Annotated in this window: 18 protein-coding genes; 16 read left to right on the forward strand and 2 right to left on the reverse strand. The window is 72.9% G+C overall.

Going from position 1 to position 16944, the window contains the following annotated elements; translation table 11 throughout:
* The first annotated feature begins 25 nt into the window (after positions 1–25).
* The 13 genes from ACOJTC_RS05050 (at position 26) to ACOJTC_RS05110 (ending at position 13395) form a co-directional block, all read left to right on the forward strand.
* Positions 26–331 carry a putative quinol monooxygenase gene (locus tag ACOJTC_RS05050; protein WP_420115946.1) on the forward strand — a complete coding sequence of 102 codons (306 nt, stop codon included), beginning with the start codon at positions 26–28 and terminating at the stop codon, positions 329–331.
* Between the two features lie 53 nt (positions 332–384).
* Positions 385–1374, forward strand: coding sequence for an alpha/beta hydrolase (locus tag ACOJTC_RS05055; protein WP_420115947.1), 990 nt, complete (start codon positions 385–387; stop codon positions 1372–1374).
* Entirely contained in the window at positions 1371–2000 is a 630-nt protein-coding gene (locus ACOJTC_RS05060; protein WP_420115948.1) for a class I SAM-dependent methyltransferase, read from the forward strand. The genes ACOJTC_RS05055 and ACOJTC_RS05060 overlap by 4 nt, the downstream gene beginning before the upstream one ends.
* Positions 2001–2029: 29 nt before the next feature.
* A complete protein-coding gene (locus ACOJTC_RS05065) occupies positions 2030–3307 on the forward strand; it encodes a low temperature requirement protein A (RefSeq protein WP_420115949.1) in 1278 nt (425 codons plus the stop codon).
* A 61-nt stretch (positions 3308–3368) separates the two neighbouring features.
* A complete protein-coding gene (locus ACOJTC_RS05070; RefSeq protein WP_420115950.1) occupies positions 3369–3908 on the forward strand; it encodes a (2Fe-2S)-binding protein in 540 nt (179 codons plus the stop codon).
* A complete protein-coding gene (locus tag ACOJTC_RS05075) occupies positions 3905–4900 on the forward strand; it encodes an FAD binding domain-containing protein (protein WP_420115951.1) in 996 nt (331 codons plus the stop codon). The genes ACOJTC_RS05070 and ACOJTC_RS05075 overlap by 4 nt, the downstream gene beginning before the upstream one ends.
* A complete protein-coding gene (locus tag ACOJTC_RS05080; RefSeq protein ID WP_420115952.1) occupies positions 4897–7011 on the forward strand; it encodes a xanthine dehydrogenase family protein molybdopterin-binding subunit in 2115 nt (704 codons plus the stop codon). The genes ACOJTC_RS05075 and ACOJTC_RS05080 overlap by 4 nt, the downstream gene beginning before the upstream one ends.
* Entirely contained in the window at positions 7001–7987 is a 987-nt protein-coding gene (locus tag ACOJTC_RS05085; protein ID WP_420115953.1) for an XdhC family protein, read from the forward strand. Before ACOJTC_RS05080 ends, ACOJTC_RS05085 begins: the two co-directional genes overlap by 11 nt.
* A gap of 124 nt (positions 7988–8111) precedes the next feature.
* On the forward strand, positions 8112–8633 hold the full coding sequence (locus tag ACOJTC_RS05090; protein WP_420115962.1) for a nucleotidyltransferase family protein: 522 nt from the start codon (positions 8112–8114) through the stop codon (positions 8631–8633).
* 158 nt (positions 8634–8791) lie between these two features.
* Positions 8792–9739, forward strand: coding sequence for a MerR family transcriptional regulator (locus tag ACOJTC_RS05095; protein ID WP_420115954.1), 948 nt, complete (start codon positions 8792–8794; stop codon positions 9737–9739).
* 204 nt (positions 9740–9943) lie between these two features.
* On the forward strand, positions 9944–11164 hold the full coding sequence (locus ACOJTC_RS05100) for a sensor histidine kinase (RefSeq protein WP_420115955.1): 1221 nt from the start codon (positions 9944–9946) through the stop codon (positions 11162–11164).
* Positions 11161–11823 (forward strand): response regulator transcription factor, encoded by a 663-nt coding sequence (locus ACOJTC_RS05105; RefSeq protein WP_357927449.1) that lies wholly within the window; start codon positions 11161–11163, stop codon positions 11821–11823. Before ACOJTC_RS05100 ends, ACOJTC_RS05105 begins: the two co-directional genes overlap by 4 nt.
* Before the next feature lie 78 nt (positions 11824–11901).
* Complete coding sequence (locus ACOJTC_RS05110) at positions 11902–13395, forward strand: serine hydrolase domain-containing protein (RefSeq protein WP_420115956.1); 1494 nt, start codon at positions 11902–11904, stop codon at positions 13393–13395.
* 15 nt (positions 13396–13410) lie between these two features.
* Here the strand turns inward: ACOJTC_RS05110 and ACOJTC_RS05115 are convergent, their stop codons facing one another.
* Positions 13411–14025, reverse strand: a complete 615-nt coding sequence (locus ACOJTC_RS05115) for a TetR/AcrR family transcriptional regulator (RefSeq protein WP_420115957.1) — start codon at positions 14023–14025, stop codon at positions 13411–13413.
* 62 nt (positions 14026–14087) lie between these two features.
* Between ACOJTC_RS05115 and ACOJTC_RS05120 the strand changes: the two genes are divergently transcribed.
* Positions 14088–15026, forward strand: coding sequence for an NAD(P)H-binding protein (locus ACOJTC_RS05120; protein WP_420115958.1), 939 nt, complete (start codon positions 14088–14090; stop codon positions 15024–15026).
* 80 nt (positions 15027–15106) lie between these two features.
* Positions 15107–15301: a hypothetical protein gene (locus tag ACOJTC_RS05125; protein WP_420115959.1), complete on the forward strand. Its 195-nt coding sequence runs from the start codon at positions 15107–15109 to the stop codon at positions 15299–15301.
* Between the two features lie 243 nt (positions 15302–15544).
* Here the strand turns inward: ACOJTC_RS05125 and ACOJTC_RS05130 are convergent, their stop codons facing one another.
* Positions 15545–15709 carry a hypothetical protein gene (locus ACOJTC_RS05130; RefSeq protein WP_420115960.1) on the reverse strand — a complete coding sequence of 55 codons (165 nt, stop codon included), beginning with the start codon at positions 15707–15709 and terminating at the stop codon, positions 15545–15547.
* A 207-nt stretch (positions 15710–15916) separates the two neighbouring features.
* Here ACOJTC_RS05130 and ACOJTC_RS05135 point away from each other — a divergent pair, with 207 nt between their 5' ends.
* Positions 15917–16813: a hypothetical protein gene (locus tag ACOJTC_RS05135; RefSeq protein ID WP_420115961.1), complete on the forward strand. Its 897-nt coding sequence runs from the start codon at positions 15917–15919 to the stop codon at positions 16811–16813.
* Positions 16814–16944: the final 131 nt, after the last annotated feature.

Consider the following 16944-nt stretch of genomic DNA (forward strand, 5'->3'; position numbering starts at 1 on the left):
TGGCAGCCGCCGAGGAGAGTGCCCGATGACCGCAAGCTACGGCTTCCACGCCACCATGACCGCCCGCCCCGGCAAGGGCGACGAACTGGTCGACTTCCTGCTCGCCTCGCCGTCGCTGGCGAACGAGGACTGCGTCGTCTTCCTGATCGGCCGATCCGCCGCCGACTCCGACGTCGTCCACGTCACCGAGGGCTGGACGACCCAGGAGGCGCATCACAGGTTCTTCGCCACCGACGAGGCGCAGGCCCTGGTGACCCGGCTCCAGCCGCTGATCGCCGGCGAGCCGGCATACCTCGACGAGGTGCCGATCGGTGGCAAGGCCGCCATCTGAGATCCGGCCCGGACATCCGCCCCTGCGCACCGAACACGAACAGGAAACCCCTCATGGCACTGACACGTCCCCCTCTCGACCCCGAGCTGCGCGCACTCCTCGCCGACATGCCGCTCGTACCCGAACTCAACCGCGAGGTGCTTCCGCAGATCCGGCAGTTCTCGTCGATGCCCGTGGAGCCGCTGCTCGAAGGCCGGGCGATCGACCGGCGCGAGGTCAGCATCGCCGGTGCCGACGGCGCGGACATCCCGCTGTCCGTCTTCAGCCCCGCCGGCCCGGCCCGCACCACCCCGGCCCCGTGCGTCTACTGGATGCACGGCGGCGGAATGGTGATGGGTGACCGCTTCTCCCAGCTCGACATCCCTCTGGAGTGGCTCGACCTGTTCGGTGCCGTCGTGGTCTCCGTGGACTACCGGCTGGCGCCCGAGGCCACCGGCACCAGCCTGGTCGACGACTGCTACCACGGTCTGCTGTGGGTGGCCGAGCACGCCGACGAGTTGGGCGTCGACCCGGGCCGGATCATCGTCGCCGGGGTCAGCGCCGGCGGCGGCCTCACCGCCGGGATCGCCCTGCTGGCCCGCGACCGCGGTGGCCCGCCGCTCGCCGCCCAGGTGCTGATCTGCCCCATGCTCGACCACCACAACGACACCACCTCCAGCCGCCAGTACGCCGGCGAACCCGGCGTGTGGACGCGCGAGATGAACGAGTTCGGCTGGCGGTCGGTGCTCGGTGATCTGGCCGACGACGCCGTACCCGCTCACGTCTCTCCCGCGACGGCCGGCGACCTGTCCGGCCTCCCGGACACCTACGTCGACGCCGGCACCGCCGTGGTGTTCCGCGACGAGGCCGTCGCCTACGCCACCCGCGTCTGGGCCGCCGGCGGCCAGGCCGAGCTGCACATCTGGGCGGGTGGCTTCCACGGGTTCGACGCCCTGTACCCGCAGGCGCTGATCTCGGCCCAGGCCCGCCGCGCCCGCACCGACTGGCTCGCCCGGGTCCTGACCCCACAGCCGCAGCTCGCCGGGCGGCGGGCCGGGCGATGAGCGACAACCACCGGGCGCAGTTCCTGCGCGAGTTCCTCCGTGACCCGTTGACCGTCGCCGCGGTCGCCCCCAGCGGCGGCCCGCTGGCCGACCTCGTCACCGCACCCGTGCCTGACCTCGGTGAGCCGCTGGTCGTCGAACTCGGCCCCGGCACCGGAGCGTTCACGGCCGCCGTCCAGCGCCGGCTCGCTGGCCGAGGCCACCACCTCGCCGTCGAGGTCAACGGGCGGTTCGCGGGCCTGCTGGCCGCCCGGTACCCGCGCCTGGACGTCGCCGTGGCCGACGCCCGCGACCTCGGCGAGGTGCTCGCGCGGCGGGGTCACCGCCGGGCGGACGTGATCGTGAGCGGCCTGCCGTGGGCGGCGTTCGCCGGGAACCAGCAGGACGAACTGCTGCAGGCCGTCACCGACGCGCTCACCCCGGACGGGGCGTTCACCACGTTCGGCTACACGCTCGCCCGCTGGGCCCCGCCCGCCCGGCGACTGCGGCGGGCGCTGGACGACCGGTTCGAGGAGGTCGTGACCGGCCGCACCGTGTGGGCGAACCTGCCGCCGGCGTTCGTGTACTTCTGCCGGCGACCCCGGGTGGCAGCGCGACCGCGCACGCTGGTGTCCCTGGTCCGCTGAGCGACGAGAACCCGAGAGGAGGATCGGCCATGGGGAAGCGGTCCGATCCGGCCGTCCGCCCGGTCGGCGAGGACCACCGCGCGACGCCGTTCGAGCTGTTCTTCGACCTCGTCTACGTCTTCGCGACGACCCAGATCACCGCCTACCTGGCCCACGAGCACAGCCCGTACGGTGTCCTGCGGGGGCTGCTGATCCTGGCCCTGCTGTGGGGAACATGGTCCGGCTACACCTGGCTGGGCAACCACTCCCGGGCCGACGAGGGCCTGCTGCGGGCGGGAATGGTCGGCGCGATGGCGGCCATGTTCGTAGTGGCCCTGGCCATCCCCGAGGCCTGGCGGGACGCTCCCGGCGGCCTACCCGGCCCGGTCGTCCTGGTCTGCGCCTACCTGCTCGTCCGGTGGGTGCACCTCGCGGTCTACGCGGTGGCCGCGACCGGGGACACCGGGTTGCGGCAACAGATCGCGGTAACCTGGCCGCCCCTGCTGGCCGGCGCGGCGCTGCTGCTCTGCGGGGCGCTGCTGGGTGGCTGGGCCCAGGTGCTGCTGTTCGGTGTCGCGTTGCTGGTGGACTGGGCCGGTATCTACCTCACGGCCAGGCGCGGCGCCTGGCGGCTGCACAGTCCGGCGCACCTCACCGAACGGCACGGCCTGTTCATCATCCTGGCCCTCGGTGAGTCCACTGTCGCGATCGGGGTGGGGGCCGCCGGCCAGCCCGTCGGCGTGCCGCTGCTGACCGCCGCCGTCCTCGGCGTCGGCACCGCCGTCTGCCTGTGGTGGCTGTACTTCGACGTGGTGGCACCCGCGGCCCGGCGTCGCCTCGTCGCCGTGCACGACGCCGTCCGGGTCAGCCTGGCCGTCGACGCGTACACCTATGGTCACTTTCCCCTGGTCGCCGGGATCGTGCTCACCGCGCTCGGGGTGGAGGGTGTGGTGGCCCACGCCGACGAGACAGGACCGTTGGGAGTCTTCTACGCGCTGTCCCTCTACGGCGGTGCGGCCCTCTACCTCGCCGGTCACCTGCTGTTCGCGCGGCTCGTGCACCGTGCGACGAGCCTGCCGCGCCTGGTGACGGCAGGTGTGCTCACCGCCGCCGGTCCGGCTGCCGCCACGCTCGCGCCGATGGTCGGCCTGGCCGGGCTGGTCGCCGTCCTGATCATCCTGATCGTGGTCGAGACCCGCCAGCGCCGTCGGAATTCACGTCCGCCGATTCCGTCAGCCCACGTGGCGGCGATCGTCGGTGGACCGGAATCGCGGAGGATCGAGCAAGGAATCGCGAGGATCGAGATGGATGCCGCACCCGAAAACTGATTACCTGAACACTTCTTTCGAATGACGCGATACCCGATTCAATGAGCGGGAGGTGACGACGATGACCGATCAGACACACAGCACGATAACGCTGCTGGTGAACGACGTGACTCACCGACTGTCGGTGGACAACCGTCGGACGCTGCTCGACGTGTTACGGGACGACCTGGGCGTCACCGGGCCGAAGAAGGGATGCGACCACGGGCAGTGCGGTGCCTGCACGGTGCTGCGTGACGGCCGGCGGGTGGTCTCCTGTCTGATCCTCGCGGTCGCCGCCGATACTGCCGCGATCACCACCGTCGAGGGGCTGGCCGTCGGGGGCAGGCTGCATCCGATCCAGGAGGCGTTCGTGCGCCTGGACGGCTTCCAGTGTGGCTTCTGCACGCCGGGGCAGATCTGCTCGGCGGTCGGGATGCTCGCCGAGCACGCGGCCGGCTGGCCCAGCGTCGTCACCGTCGACGACGCACCGCACGGAGCGCCGGAACTGGACGAGGTCGAGGTACGCGAGCGGATGAGTGGCAACCTGTGTCGCTGCGGGGCGTACCCGGCGATCGTCCGTGCGGTGATCGAGACCGCCGCCCGGCCGGGGGTGGCGGGGTGAGGGAGTTCGCCTATCAGCACGCCACACAGGTCCACGAGGCGCTCGCGGCGGTCGCCGGCAACGCCGGTGCCCGGTATCTGGGCGGTGGCACCAACCTCGTCGACCTGATGAAGTGCGGGGTCGAGGAGCCGACCCGGCTGGTGGACGTACGGCGGCTTCCCCTCGACCGTGTCCAGGTGGCACCGGACGGTGGGCTGGTCATCGGTGCGACCACCACGAACAGCGACGCAGCCGCCCACCCCGAGGTGCGCCGCCGGTTCCCGGCGCTGGCCCAGGCCGTGTTGGCGGGCGCATCCGGCCAACTGCGGAACATGGCCACGGTGGGTGGCAACCTGTTGCAGCGGACCCGCTGCGGCTACTTCACCGACCTCTCCTCACCCTGCAACAAGCGGATCCCCGGCAGCGGGTGTGCCGCCGTCGCCGGGGTGCACCACAACCACGCGATCCTCGGCCACACCGCGCACTGTGTGGCCACCCACCCCTCGGACCTGGCGGTGGCGCTCTGCGCCTTCGACGCGGTCGTGCGCTACGAGACGCTCGACGGCACCGGTGAGATCCCGTTGGAGCAGTTCTACCTGCCGGTCGACGACCGTCCGGACCGGGAGACCGCCCTGCCGCCCGGCGCGCTGATCACCGCCGTCGCCCTGCCCGCCTCCGCGCGGAGTCCCCGGTCGCGCTACCGCAAGGTCCGCGAGCGCGCGTCGTACGCCTTCGCGACGGTTTCCGTCGCCGCCGCGCTCGACGTCCGCGACGGCGTGGTACGTGACGTGCGCATCGCCCTCGGCGGCGTGGCGTCGCATCCGTGGCGGGCCCGCACCGCCGAGGCGGTGCTCCGCGACGCCCGGCCCACCGCCGAGTTGTTCCGCGCCGCCGCCGAGGCGGAACTGAGCGCCGCGAAGCCCCTGCGCGACAACGGATACAAGGTGGCCCTGGCGCGGAACCTCGTCGAGGCCGTGCTCGGTGGGCTCGCCGCAACGGAGGGAAACCGATGAGCACGAATCTCGATCCCGGTGCCGTCGGCGCCCCGCGTCCCCGGATCGAGGGTCCGCTGAAGGTCACCGGTGCCGCCCGCTACGCCGCGGACGTGCCGATGCCGGATCTGGCCCACGGCTGGATGGTGACCGCCCCCATCTCCCGGGGCCGGATCCGCGACATCGACGCCTCGACCGCGCTCGGTATGCCGGGCGTGCTGGGGGTGCTCGACCACCGCAACGCGCCCCGGCTCGACCCCCGGGCCGGCAACTACTTCGGGCCGGACGGCAGCATGCAACTGCTCCAGGACGACGTGATCCCGTACGCCGGCCGGCCGGTCGCGCTGGCGGTGGCCGAGACGCCCGAGCAGGCCCGGGCGGCAGCGGCGGCGCTGCGGGTGACCTACGACGTCGAACCGCACGACCTGGACTTCAGCCTGGAGCATCCGGCCGCCCGGCCGGCATCGACCGCCTTCGGCCCGGAGGCGGACACCGGCGACGTGGAGGCGGAACTGTCGGCGTCCTCGGTCGTGGTCAGCGAGCGTTACCGCACTCCGGAGGAGAGCCACAGCGCCCTGGAGCCGCATGCCGCGACCGTCTGGTGGGACGGGGGCCACGTGTACGCCGTGGACGCCAACCAGGGCGCGTTCAGCGTGTCCGAGGTCCTGGCCGCGCTGTGGTCCATCGACCGGGAGCGGGTGCACATCCGCGCCGAGCATGTCGGGGGCGGCTTCGGCGGCAAGGTCGCCTGCGGCCCGCAGATGATCCTCGGGTCGATGGCCAGTGAGCGGTTCGGACGTCCGGTGCGGGTCGTCATGACCCGGGCGCAGGTATTCGAGGCGACCGCGTCGCGGCCCCCGACGGACCAGCTGGTGCGCATCGGCGCCGGCGCCGACGGCCGCCTGCGCGCCATCCACCACCGACCGGCGTACGCCCTCTCACCGCTGGCCGAGTACATCGAGTGGTGCACCGAGCAGGCCAAGATCCTGTACACGGCGTCGGCGATCCGCACGCAGCTCACCGCCGTACCCCTCGACATCCTGCCGCCGGCCTCGATGCGCGGGCCGGGCGTGACGCCCGGCTCGTTCGCCCTGGAATCGGCGATCGACGAGGTGGCGGAACGGCTCGACCTCGACCCGCTGGAGTTGCGCCTGCGCAACCAGCCCCCGGTCGGGCCCGTGTCGGGGTTGCCCTTCAGCAGCCGCCGGCTGGTCTCCTGCCTGCGGGAGGGCGCGCGCCGGTTCGGCTGGGCCACGCGCGACCGGCGTCCGCGTGGCCGGCACGAGGGTCCACTGCTGATCGGCACCGGCATGGCCACCACCTCCTTCGGCGCCGGGGTGTTCCCGTCGACGGCCTCGATCACGGCCGAGGCGGACGGGACGTTCACGGTGTCGGTCGGCGCGAGTGACATCGGCACGGGTGCCCGAACCGCGCTGACGGCGGTCGCCGCCGACGCGCTCGGGGTCGGCACGGAGCGGGTCCGCATCCGGATCGGCGACAGCGACCTCGGCATGGCCTGGGGCGCGGGCGGCTCCCGGGGCACGACATCCTGGTCCTTCGCCATCACCGAGGCGGCCAGGAAACTGCGGGAGAACCTGGGTGACCCGGCCCGGCCGGTGACCGCGACGGTGGACACCACCACGATGATCGATTACCAAACCGGCCGGGAACGGCAGACCTTCAGCGCCGTCTTCGCGGAGGTGGCCGTCGACCCGTCGACCGGCGAGGTGCGGGTGCGTCGCCTGCTCGGCATGTTCGCCGTGGGCCGGGTGATCAACCCGTTGCTCGCCCGTAGCCAGGTGATCGGCGGAATGATCATGGGGCTGTCCATGGCCCTGCACGAGGAGAGCGTGCGCGACCCGCGTACCGGCAGGCAGACCAACGGCGACTTCGCCGGCTATCACATCGCCGCCCACGCCGACGTGCCCGACGTCGAGGCCGACTTCGTGCCCGACTACGAGCCGCAGGACCCGTCGGGGTTCAACGGGCTCGGCGAGATCGGCACGGCCGGCACCGCGGCGGCGATCGCCAACGCCGTATGGCACGCCACGGGCACCCGCCAGCGGATCCTCCCGATCCGCCTCGACCGGGTGCTGGAGCCCGCCGACCCGGGCACCCCCGATGCTGCGTGAGGTCTGGTCGTTCGTCGACGCCCACCGCCGGGCCGGACGCCCCGTCGCCCTCGCCCGGCTGGTGGCGCGGGACGGCCCGGGAGCACGGCCACTCGGATCGACGATGGCCGTCGCGGCGGACGGCACATGGCGCGGCTCGGTGTCCGGGGGCTGCGTGGAGGCGGTCGTCGTGGAGGCCGCCCGCGCGGTCCTCGCCGGAGCGGCGGCGCACGTGCTGCCCGTGACACCGGGGGAGTTCCTGCTGCCGTGGGAGGAAACGCCCGCCTGCTCCGCCACCATGCAGGTGCTGGTGCTGCCCGCACCACCGCCGCCGGTGCACGACGCGATCACCGTGGCGTTACGGCGGGACAGACCCGTCGCCGTGGGCGTCGGACTACAGCCGCCGTACCAGTGGTCGGTGGCCCCGACCAGGGCCCAACTCCCCGACAGCCACCCGACGTACGTCGAGGAGCTGCCGCGCCGACGGCGGCTGGTCCTCACCGGAGCGACCGACCTGGCCGGGGTGGTGGCCACCCTGGCGGAGTCACTGGACCTGGCGGTGTCCGTCATCGACCCACGCCCCCTCCACGTCGGGTCCGGGGCGCTGCCGGCCAGCGTCCGGCTGGTGCGCGCCTGGCCGGGTGAATGGCTGACCCGCCACCCGCCCGGACCCGGCGACTCCGTGGTCGCGGTGAGCCACGACCCGCGTATCGACGACCAGGCCATCCGTGCGGCACTGGCCGGCGGCGCGGGACACGTGGCGGCCCTGGGCAGTCGGGCCACCCACACCCAGCGCCTGCGACGCCTCGCCGGCACACCCGGCCTGGACCGGCTCGCCGGTCCCGCCGGACTGGACCTGGGCGGCGCGTCGCTGGCCGAGGCGGCCCTGTCCATCCTCGCCGAGGTGGTCGCGGCGGGAAACGGTCGGGCCGGAGGCCGACTGCGCGACTCCCGGCTGCCCATCGGCGTCCACGCGACGACGACGGCCCATGGGTGACGTCCGACCACCGGCCGGCCGGACGACCCCTTCCCACGACCTCGTCCGCTCCCGCGGGCGGCCGGACGTCCCACGGGCGGGGACGAACCCTGACAGCACCGCGAACCCCGTCGCCGGACTGGTCCTGGCCGCCGGGGCAGGGCGTCGCTACGGAGGACCCAAGGCACCGGTGTTCCTCGGGCAGGCGCTGCGCGCGCTGCGCGACGGCGGGTGCGACCCGCTCATCGCGGTCCTCGGCGCCGGCGCCCACCAGACCCGGGCGGCCGTCGACCTGACGGACATCCACGTCGTCGACAATCCGCTCTGGGCCGCGGGCTTGTCCTCGTCGTTACGGCTCGGCCTGAACACGGCGGCCGGCCTGCCCGGGATCTCCGCCGTGTGCGTGCACCTGGTGGACATGCCCGGAGTCACCGCAGCGGCGGTGGCCCGGCTGCGGACCCACACACACCCGGGCTGCCTGGCCCGCGCCTGCTACGACGGCGAGCCGGGCCATCCGGTGCTGCTGGGCCGCGACCACTGGACGGAGGCAGCCGCGACCGCGCGAGGCGACCAGGGTGCGCGGGCCTACCTGCGCCTGCGGGCCGACCAGGTGAGCGTCGTCGAGTGTGCCGACGTGGCCGCCGGCTACGACATCGACGAGCGGTGAGGACGGTTCCCCTGCCGTCAGGGCTCCGGGTGCCCTTCCGCGCTCGGTCCACACCCCGACGCCGCCGGGTGGGGGAGCGCGGTCGGCGGCATCGCCCTGTCCGGCTCGCCGGGTCCGCTGTTGACTCTCCAGTGGCTTGAGACGTCAGGGTGGTGGTCATGGACGAGCGGTTGTCGATCGGTGAGGTGGCCCGGCGTACGGGGCTGAGTGTCAGCACCATCCGGTTCTATGCCGACGAGGGCGTCGTCGCGCCCGCCGGGTACACCGGGGCCGGGTACCGGTGCTACGACGCGCGGGGCGTGGCGGCCCTCGAACTGGTGCGTACGCTGCGGGACCTGGGCGCGGGGCTGGACGAGATCCGTCGGTTGCTGGCCGAGGAGATCACGGTGCGGGACCTCGCGACCGCCCATCTGGCGCTCGTCGAGCGGCAGATGGGGCAGTTGCGTACGCGGCGTGCCGTGCTGCGGGCCGTGGTGCGGCAGGACAGCGAGGCCGGGCAGGTGGGTCTCGTGCACCGGCTGGCGTCGATGTCCGACGACGACCGTGAGCAACTCGTGGAGGAGTTCTGGGCCGAGGTCACCGAGGGCCTCGACGTGCGGGAGTTCGTCGAACACCTGCGCCCGTGGCGGCCCCGGCTGCCGGAGGACCCCACCGGTGGGCAGCTCGACGCGTGGATCGAGCTGGCCGACATGGTGCGTGACGCCGGGTTCCGGCGGACGGTCCGCGAGTACCTCGGTGAGACCTTCGCCGACGCGGCGGACCACGGGCGGAACGACCCGTCGACGCAGGCGCAGATCGCGGAACAGGTCGAGATCCTCGCGCAGGCCAGGGCCGCGTCCGAGGCCGGCGTACCTGTCGACTCCCGCGAGGCCCGGCAGTTGGCGACGCGGTGGGTGGCGCTGACCGGCAGCCGCTGTGGCGAGCGGGACCTGACCGAGGTACGGCGGCAGATCGTCGCCGCCGACCCCGGGCCGCAGGTGGCCCGGCACGTCGAGCTGCTCGGCAGGTACCACGCGCTGACCGCCACCATCAACGGCACACCGCAGCCCGTCGTGCACGCCCCGGCGTCCACCTGGCTGCACGCGGCCGTCGCCGCGCTGCCCTGACCGGGCGTGCGCGGTTGTCCGGCGGCGGGTCGTCGAAGTGTGGGCGAACGCGGTGGACCGGGTTCGTCGAACCGCCAGCCCAGATCATCGGGACGTACGCGAAGGGGTGCGGGAACCGGCGCGGGGCGCCGCCTGCCTGGCTATTCTGTGGCACGTCGTGACGGGCTCGGCTCGCACCAGGAAACCCACCAGAAGGCGACCACCGTGACAGCCACCCCACGCCAGGACGCCCGGCCGGCGACGGTGACGGCGCACGGGGTCCTGGCTGTGCTGACGGTGCTCACCCTGGTGGGCAACCGGTACTACGGCGCGGCCGGGTGGCAGGTCCTCGCCGCGGCGGGTGCCGCCGTCCTGCTCCACGGGGCGGCCGTGGTGTCCCGCCGCCGGCCGTGGCCGGGGTACGCGACCGCCGCGCTGGGTATGCTCGTCCTGGCGACGATCTCCTTTCCGAGCTGGTCGGCGATCCTGCTGCCGTCGGCCCTGTGGTTCCCCGTCACGTTGTGGCGGCTGACCGGCCTCGTCCCGGTCAGGTTCTCGGTGGCCGCGCTGGCGGTTGCCGTGCTCGGGATCGTCCTCACCGAGCTGGTCGCCTGGGACCGGCTGCCCCCCGAGATCCCCGGATGGACCCTCTTTGCCGAGGGCGGGCTGCTGACGCTCGTGGTCGGCGGGGTGTGGGGTGCGGCCCTGCTGGCGCGTCGGCGGCGCGAGGCGGGCTGGCGGGCCGAGAGCGGACGGCTGGCCGCGGCCGTCGCGGACGAGCGGGCCAGCATCCGCCGTGACCTGCACGATGTGATCGCCCACACGGTCACCGTCATGGTCGCGCGGATCGAGGCCGCGGCGGTGACGACGACGGATCCGGCGACCCGCCGTGAACTCGGCGACATCGCCGAGGCGGGCCGGGACGCCCACCAGGGTCTGCGGGCGATGCTGGCCACCCTGGGGCCGGCCACCACGGCACCGCGCGCCGGTGCCCGGCGCGACCGGGTGCCGATCTCGCTGGACGCCGTCGCCGACCTGGTGTCCTCGGCGGCCAGCCCGCTGCACGCGGTGACGTTCGCGGAGGTGGGCCCGCGGCGGCCGCTGAGCCTGAGCGCCGAGGTGGCGGCGTTCCGTACCGTGCAGGAGGGCGTCACCAACGCGCTGCGGCACCTCGAACCGCCGGTCGAGGTGACCGTTCAGCTCCGGTGGGGTCCGGCCGGGCTGGAGGTGGAGGTACGCGACGACGGCGGCTCGGCGCTCCGCGCCCCCGGCAGGTCGGCGCTCCGCGTCCCCGGCAGGTCGGCGCTCCGCGCCCCCGGCAGCCGCGGCACCGGCCTGCTGGGCGTCGGGGAACGCGTGCGCGCCGCCGGGGGCACCCTGTCGGTGACGGAGGGGGACGACGGATGGGTGCTGCGAGCGCTGCTGCCCACGAAGGAGGGGGCATGACCAGGATCCGGGTGATGCTGGTGGACGATCAGGAACTGTTGCGGACCTCGTTGCGTACGGTCCTGTCGGCCGACGAACGCATCGAGGTCACCCACGACGTCGCGAACGGCGGGGACGCGGTCGAGGTCGTCCGGCGGCACCGTCTCGACGTGGTGCTGATGGACATCCGCATGCCCCGCATGGACGGGGTGGCCGCCACGGCGGAGATCGTCCGGATCGCACCGGCGACCCGGGTGCTCATGCTGACGACGTTCGATGACGACGACCTGGTCGTGGCCGCCATCCGGGCCGGCGCGAGCGGCTACCTGACCAAGGACGTCCGGCCCGCCGTCCTGGCGCAGGCCGTGTGTGACGTGGCCGCCGGGACGTCGGCGCTGGCCCCGGGGGTGGCGGCGACGGTCCTCGATCTCGTCCGGCAGGTGCCGACGCGCCGGACGGGGGCGCTGGACGGCCTCACCCCGCGCGAGGTCGAGATCTTCGGCCTGCTCGCCCGGGGCAGGTCCAACGGCGAGATCTGCGCGGAACTGGTGCTGAGCGAGAACACGGTGAAGTCGCACGTCCGGGCCGTGCTGCAGAAGCTGGACCTGCGCGACCGCGTGCACGTGGTGATCCACGCGTACGAGAACGGGCTGGTCGGTCGGCACGATCTGCCCGACTGACATTTCACTCCGCCGGGGGGTGCCGGCTCACCCCGTGGTGTGATGACCGTCGGTGACGGCCTGCCTAGGTTCGACGTCGTGCCTCTCCAACGTCTGCGTTCTCCCCGGGTGACCTCCCTGTCCGCCGTCGCCGCTGTGCTCGTCGCCGTACTGCTCGCCTCGGCGACGCCGGCCCACGCCACCGGCAGAGGGCTGGTCGACGACTACCGTTCCGCCTACGCGACGCCGGGGGTCGCGGCGGCCGTGATCGACGGCTCGTCGATCGAGACGACCGTCCGCGGCCGGGACGGGGACGGCAACGCGGTGACGACGGGGACGCCGTTCCGGATCGCGTCGATGAGCAAGTCGATGACGGCGACAGCGGTCATGCTGCTGGTCGACCGGGGCCGCGTCGTGCTGGACGACCCGGTCGTCACGGTCCTTCCCGACTTCCGGATGGCCGATCCGCGCTTCACCGCGATCACCGTGCGGCACCTCCTCAGCCACACCTCGGGCCTGTCGGCCGGCACGAACAACGATTACGTGTTCCCGCCCCCGCGCGACGCGCGGCAGGCCGTGGCCCGGCTGGCCGACGAGACCCTGGCCGCCGCTCCGGGCAGCAAGGCGGTCTACCACAACACCAACTTCACGATCGCGGCGAGGATCGTCGAGGTGGTGTCGGGTGAGCCCTTCGACGAGTTCCTGCGTGCCGAGCTGTTCACCCCGCTGGGGATGACCCACACCCGCTCGACGCCGGGGTGTTCCGATCGCGCCGAGGGGCTGCCGTCCGGGTACGAGGTCGTGCTCGGGTTCGCCGTCGCGGTGCCGGAGATGCCGGGGACGTGCGCCGGCAACGGCGGGGTGATCTCGACCCTGGACGACATGGTGCGGTGGCTGCGGTTCAACCAGGGCGGCCCCGGCGCCGGCCTGCTCAGCACCGCCGCCCTGACCGAGCTGCACACCGTCCAGCCCGGGGCCGGCGACTACGCCCTGGGTTGGCAGGCCCGTCCGGCCGCCGCCGGCACCCCGCCGATGATCGGCCACGGCGGGACCCTGGCGACGTGGACCGGGGACATGGTCTTCTCGCCCACCACGGGCAGGGCCGCCGTCGTCCTGACCAACAGCGTCGGTGCGCCCGGCGAGCTGTCGGCCAACCTTCTCGCCGAACGGATCGGGACACCGACACGGCCGATGAGCAATCCGCTCGACACCGTGAACGCGGTCCTGCTCGGGCTCACGGTGGTGCTGGCGGCGCTGCTGGTCACCGCGGCCGTCCGGGCGCGCCGCTGGGCCGTCCGACGCCGTACGACGCGACGACCGCTGCTGATCCTGCGGCTCGTTCCCCTGACCCTGGCGACGGTGCTGGGCGCGACACTGCCCGCGGTGCTGCCGATCCTGCTCTTCGGCGCGACCTTCGACGTCGGGTACTGGATCGTCTTCGCCTGGCTGCTGCCACTGCTGCCACTGCTGTCCCTCCTCAGCTGTGTGCTGGGGGCGGTCGCGCTCGCCCGTCGCCTCTGGTGCCTGCGCCATGCCGGTCAGGCGGTCCCCGCCGGGAACGGTCCTGCGGCGGTCGGGCCGACGACGGCGTGACGACCGCGAGCGGGGCTAGGAGTCGTCCGTTCCGTGGCGCAGTTGGCTGAAGGCCCGGTCCGCGTCGGCCACCGCCTCGGGGTGGACGTCGCGTGCGGTCCGCCCGTCGGCGATCTTGCGCCAGTTGGTCCGGGCCAGTACGCGGTGGACCGCGATCACCTGGGCGGCCTGGAGTCGGCCCTCGATGCCCCGGTCGAGGGCGTCGGCCAGCGCGTCCTCGTCGTCGAGCGTGTACTGCACGAGTCGTCCCGCCAGGCTCGGTGTGGTGAACACCAGCCGGTGGAACGCCACCACCTCGGGTTGATCGTTGAGGCCGGTGACCGGCTCGAAGCGGTCGAGGCCGGCCCGGAAGTGCCGGTGCAACGCCGCCATCGGCGTCACGTCGGGCCGCCGGTCGCGTACCACCCGTGCGGCCTCGCCCTGGTGGTCGGCGAACCGGTGCAGGATCAGGTCTTCCTTCGTCGCGAAGTAGCGGAACAGGGTCGGCTTCGACACCTCGGCCGTTGCGGCGACGTCGGACACCGACACCCGGTCGAAGCCGTGCGTCAGGAACAGCGAGATCGCCACGTCGGCGATCGCATCCCGGGTCCGCGCCTTCTTGCGTGCTCGCAGCCCGACCCGTTCGACCATTCTGTCAGGGTAACATTCGTTACCGGGTTGCATTTTTAACTCGGTAACGCTTTCATGGGGTCATGAAGCAGGCAGACACCCCCCGCACCCCCGCCGCCAACAGCCCGGTTACCACGGCACCGCTCGACCGGCCGCCGGTGCTCGTCACCGGGGCGACCGGCCGGGTCGGACGATGCGTGATCGACCTGCTGACCGACGCGGGCGTGCCGGTCCGTGCCCTCGTGCGCCGCTCCGAGTCGGCGGCGACGCTGCCCGCCACCGTCGAGGTCGTCACCGGCGACCTCACCGTGCCCGCATCCCTCGACGCCGCGCTGCACGCCGTCAGCACGGTCTTCCTGGTCTGGACCGCCCCACCGCAGACCGCGGCGGCCGTCGTCGACCGGCTGGCCGCCCGCGCACAGCGCGTCGTCTACCTGTCCGCGCCGCACCGGACCCCGCACCCGTTCTTCCAGCAACCGAACCCGATGGCGGCGCTGCACGCCGAGGTCGAGCGGCTCATCACCGGCACCGGACTCGGCCTGACGGTCGTCCGGCCGGGAATGTTCGCGTCGAACGCCCTGCTCTGGTGGGCCGCCGCGATCCGTGCCGACAGCCCGGTCCGGTGGCCGTACGGGGCGGCCGAGACGGCACCCGTCGACGACCGCGACGTGGCGGCGGTCGTCGCACGGACGCTGATCGAGGAGGGACACGTCGGTGGCGACCACGTCCTGACCGGCCCCGAGTCCCTCAGCCAGGCCGAGCAGGTGGGCATCATCGGTGACGTCCTGGGCCGCCCGATCGCGTTCGAGGAACTGTCACCCGACGAGTTCCGGCGGGGGACCCCGGAATCCGTACGCCCGGCGGTGGACATGCTCCTGAACGCATGGAACGCCGCGCTGGGACAGCCGGCGTACCTCACCCCCAGCGTGGCCGACATCCTCGGAACGCCCCCACGAACGTTCCGACAGTGGGTTGCCGACCACGCCGCGGCGTTCACCGCCGACCCCCACCCGACGAACTGATCCCTCCCGCCGGGTCGTAGCAACCGAGGTGCCGCCCCGCAGCGGCTCAGGGTGCACACCCGGCCCGCGGGATCTCGTCGGTGCCTGACCAGGTAGGCCACCACGTGCCAGCGCCCACCCGGGGGAGGGACAGGGCAGCCGCCAGGTGCCGACAGTGGGCGGCGGCCGCGGATGTTCCCTTCTCCGACCGGATGGACCCCGACGACGCCCACCGGGACGTCGACGCGTTGCTGACCCGGCCCGACGACTGCGTCGACCGGGCCCTGCCCACGTGAGGGGACCTGGACACCACCGCGCTCGTGCGTGCGCCCGGTATCCGGTTCGGTCACCCGACCTGAGCGGCGCATCAACGGTCGTCTCAGATCCGCCCGCTACGAATTCGGCAGCAGACAAGCGACGTCGAGTGGAACCATCCGGCAGCGGTGCCGGCTGGAGGGGACCCGCACGCACCCCCCGAACCGGGTCGTGTGGACCGTGGCGAACACCTGCCGCGCTCACACACGCTCACCAGCGGCCGGCTAGAGGCCGAGGTGGTCGAGGAACCATGCGGTGACTGCTCGGGCGATGCCGGAGGCGACACCGGCGGTCACCAGCGGGATGATCCTGGCCCGCAGGCTACGGGTGTGGTCGCCGTCGGTCTCGGGATGTGCGTCGTGTCGGCAGGTGCTCGGCGGGGGAGGCATGTCGGAGGGCATGTCACCAGCAGGCGCTCACAGCCACCCGTCCAGCAAGATCAACCATTGTTCCGGGACGTCGGTGCTGTCCGATGATCCGCCTGGACCCGGTCGGACATCGGACCGTCGAGTGTGTCCGGTCGGACGCGCCGTCCGGTGCCGGACGCACCGGCGGTCATCAATACTCGCCGCATCGAAGACCGTCCGGGAGGAACAATGTCTGACCACAGCATGGTGTCTGATCTGTCGTCGGTGCAGACGGCGGAGGGGCTGGCGGGGTGCATCCGGAGCCTGTTGTCCCGCCACGGGAACCTGTCCCTGCGTGAGCTGGAGTCGTGGGGGATCGCCTACAACCGGCCGATGCCGCGCACGTCGCTCGGTGAGGCACGCTCCGGAGCCCGGCCACCCAGCCGCCAACTCCTGCTCAACCTCCTCGCCGCCTGCGAGGTGCACGACGACCGCGAGGTCTCCGCCTGGCTCGACGCCCTCGACCGGATCCACAAGTCGAAGTCGATCCAGACCCGCCAGCGGCGGCTCGGGGACCTGACCCAGCCCGTGTCCGCCAACCGGTTCTTCGCCGAGCAGGACGACCTGATCGAGATCTCCCACCTCATCCAGCAGGCCCAGGACGAGGTGTGGTTGTGGGGAACGACCCTGTCGATGCACATCCCCTACCTGGACATCTACCTCGGTCAGGCGCTGGCCCGCGACGTCCGGGTCAAGGTCCTGCTGATCAACCCCGGTGGAGCGGCGATGTCCATGCTGGCCTTCCGGGCCGGGCCCGCATGGGGGCGGCAGACCCTGGAGGAACGACTGGCCATCAACCTCGGGCTGCTCGACCGGCGACTCACCCAGGGCGACGGCCTGGAGGTACGCCTGGTCGACTACCTGCCCCCGTACACCCTCTACGCCTACGACCCCGGCCTGGACGACGGATCGATGGAACTACGGCTCGGCTCCGTCGGCGGCCGGCACGAACTACGACCCACCTTCCGGCTGATCCGCCAACGAGACGGCGAGTGGTTCGACTACTTCTACGAGCAGTTCACCACCGTCTGGAACGCCGCCGAACCATACGGGCACGGGCAGGCACCGGACATCCCCACCGCATAGCCGCGCACCCGCCGGGCGGACTCTCGACCGCCGCGCCACCACAGCCGCCCGGCTGGTGGTGGGGGGCCGCCCCACCGCCGGCCCCCCACCGCCGGCCGCCCCCCGGACGCGGCGGGGGGGGGATTAGCAGG

It is taken from the genome of Micromonospora sp., assembly GCF_048594385.1.
In the GTDB taxonomy this organism is placed as follows: domain Bacteria; phylum Actinomycetota; class Actinomycetes; order Mycobacteriales; family Micromonosporaceae; genus Micromonospora; species Micromonospora wenchangensis.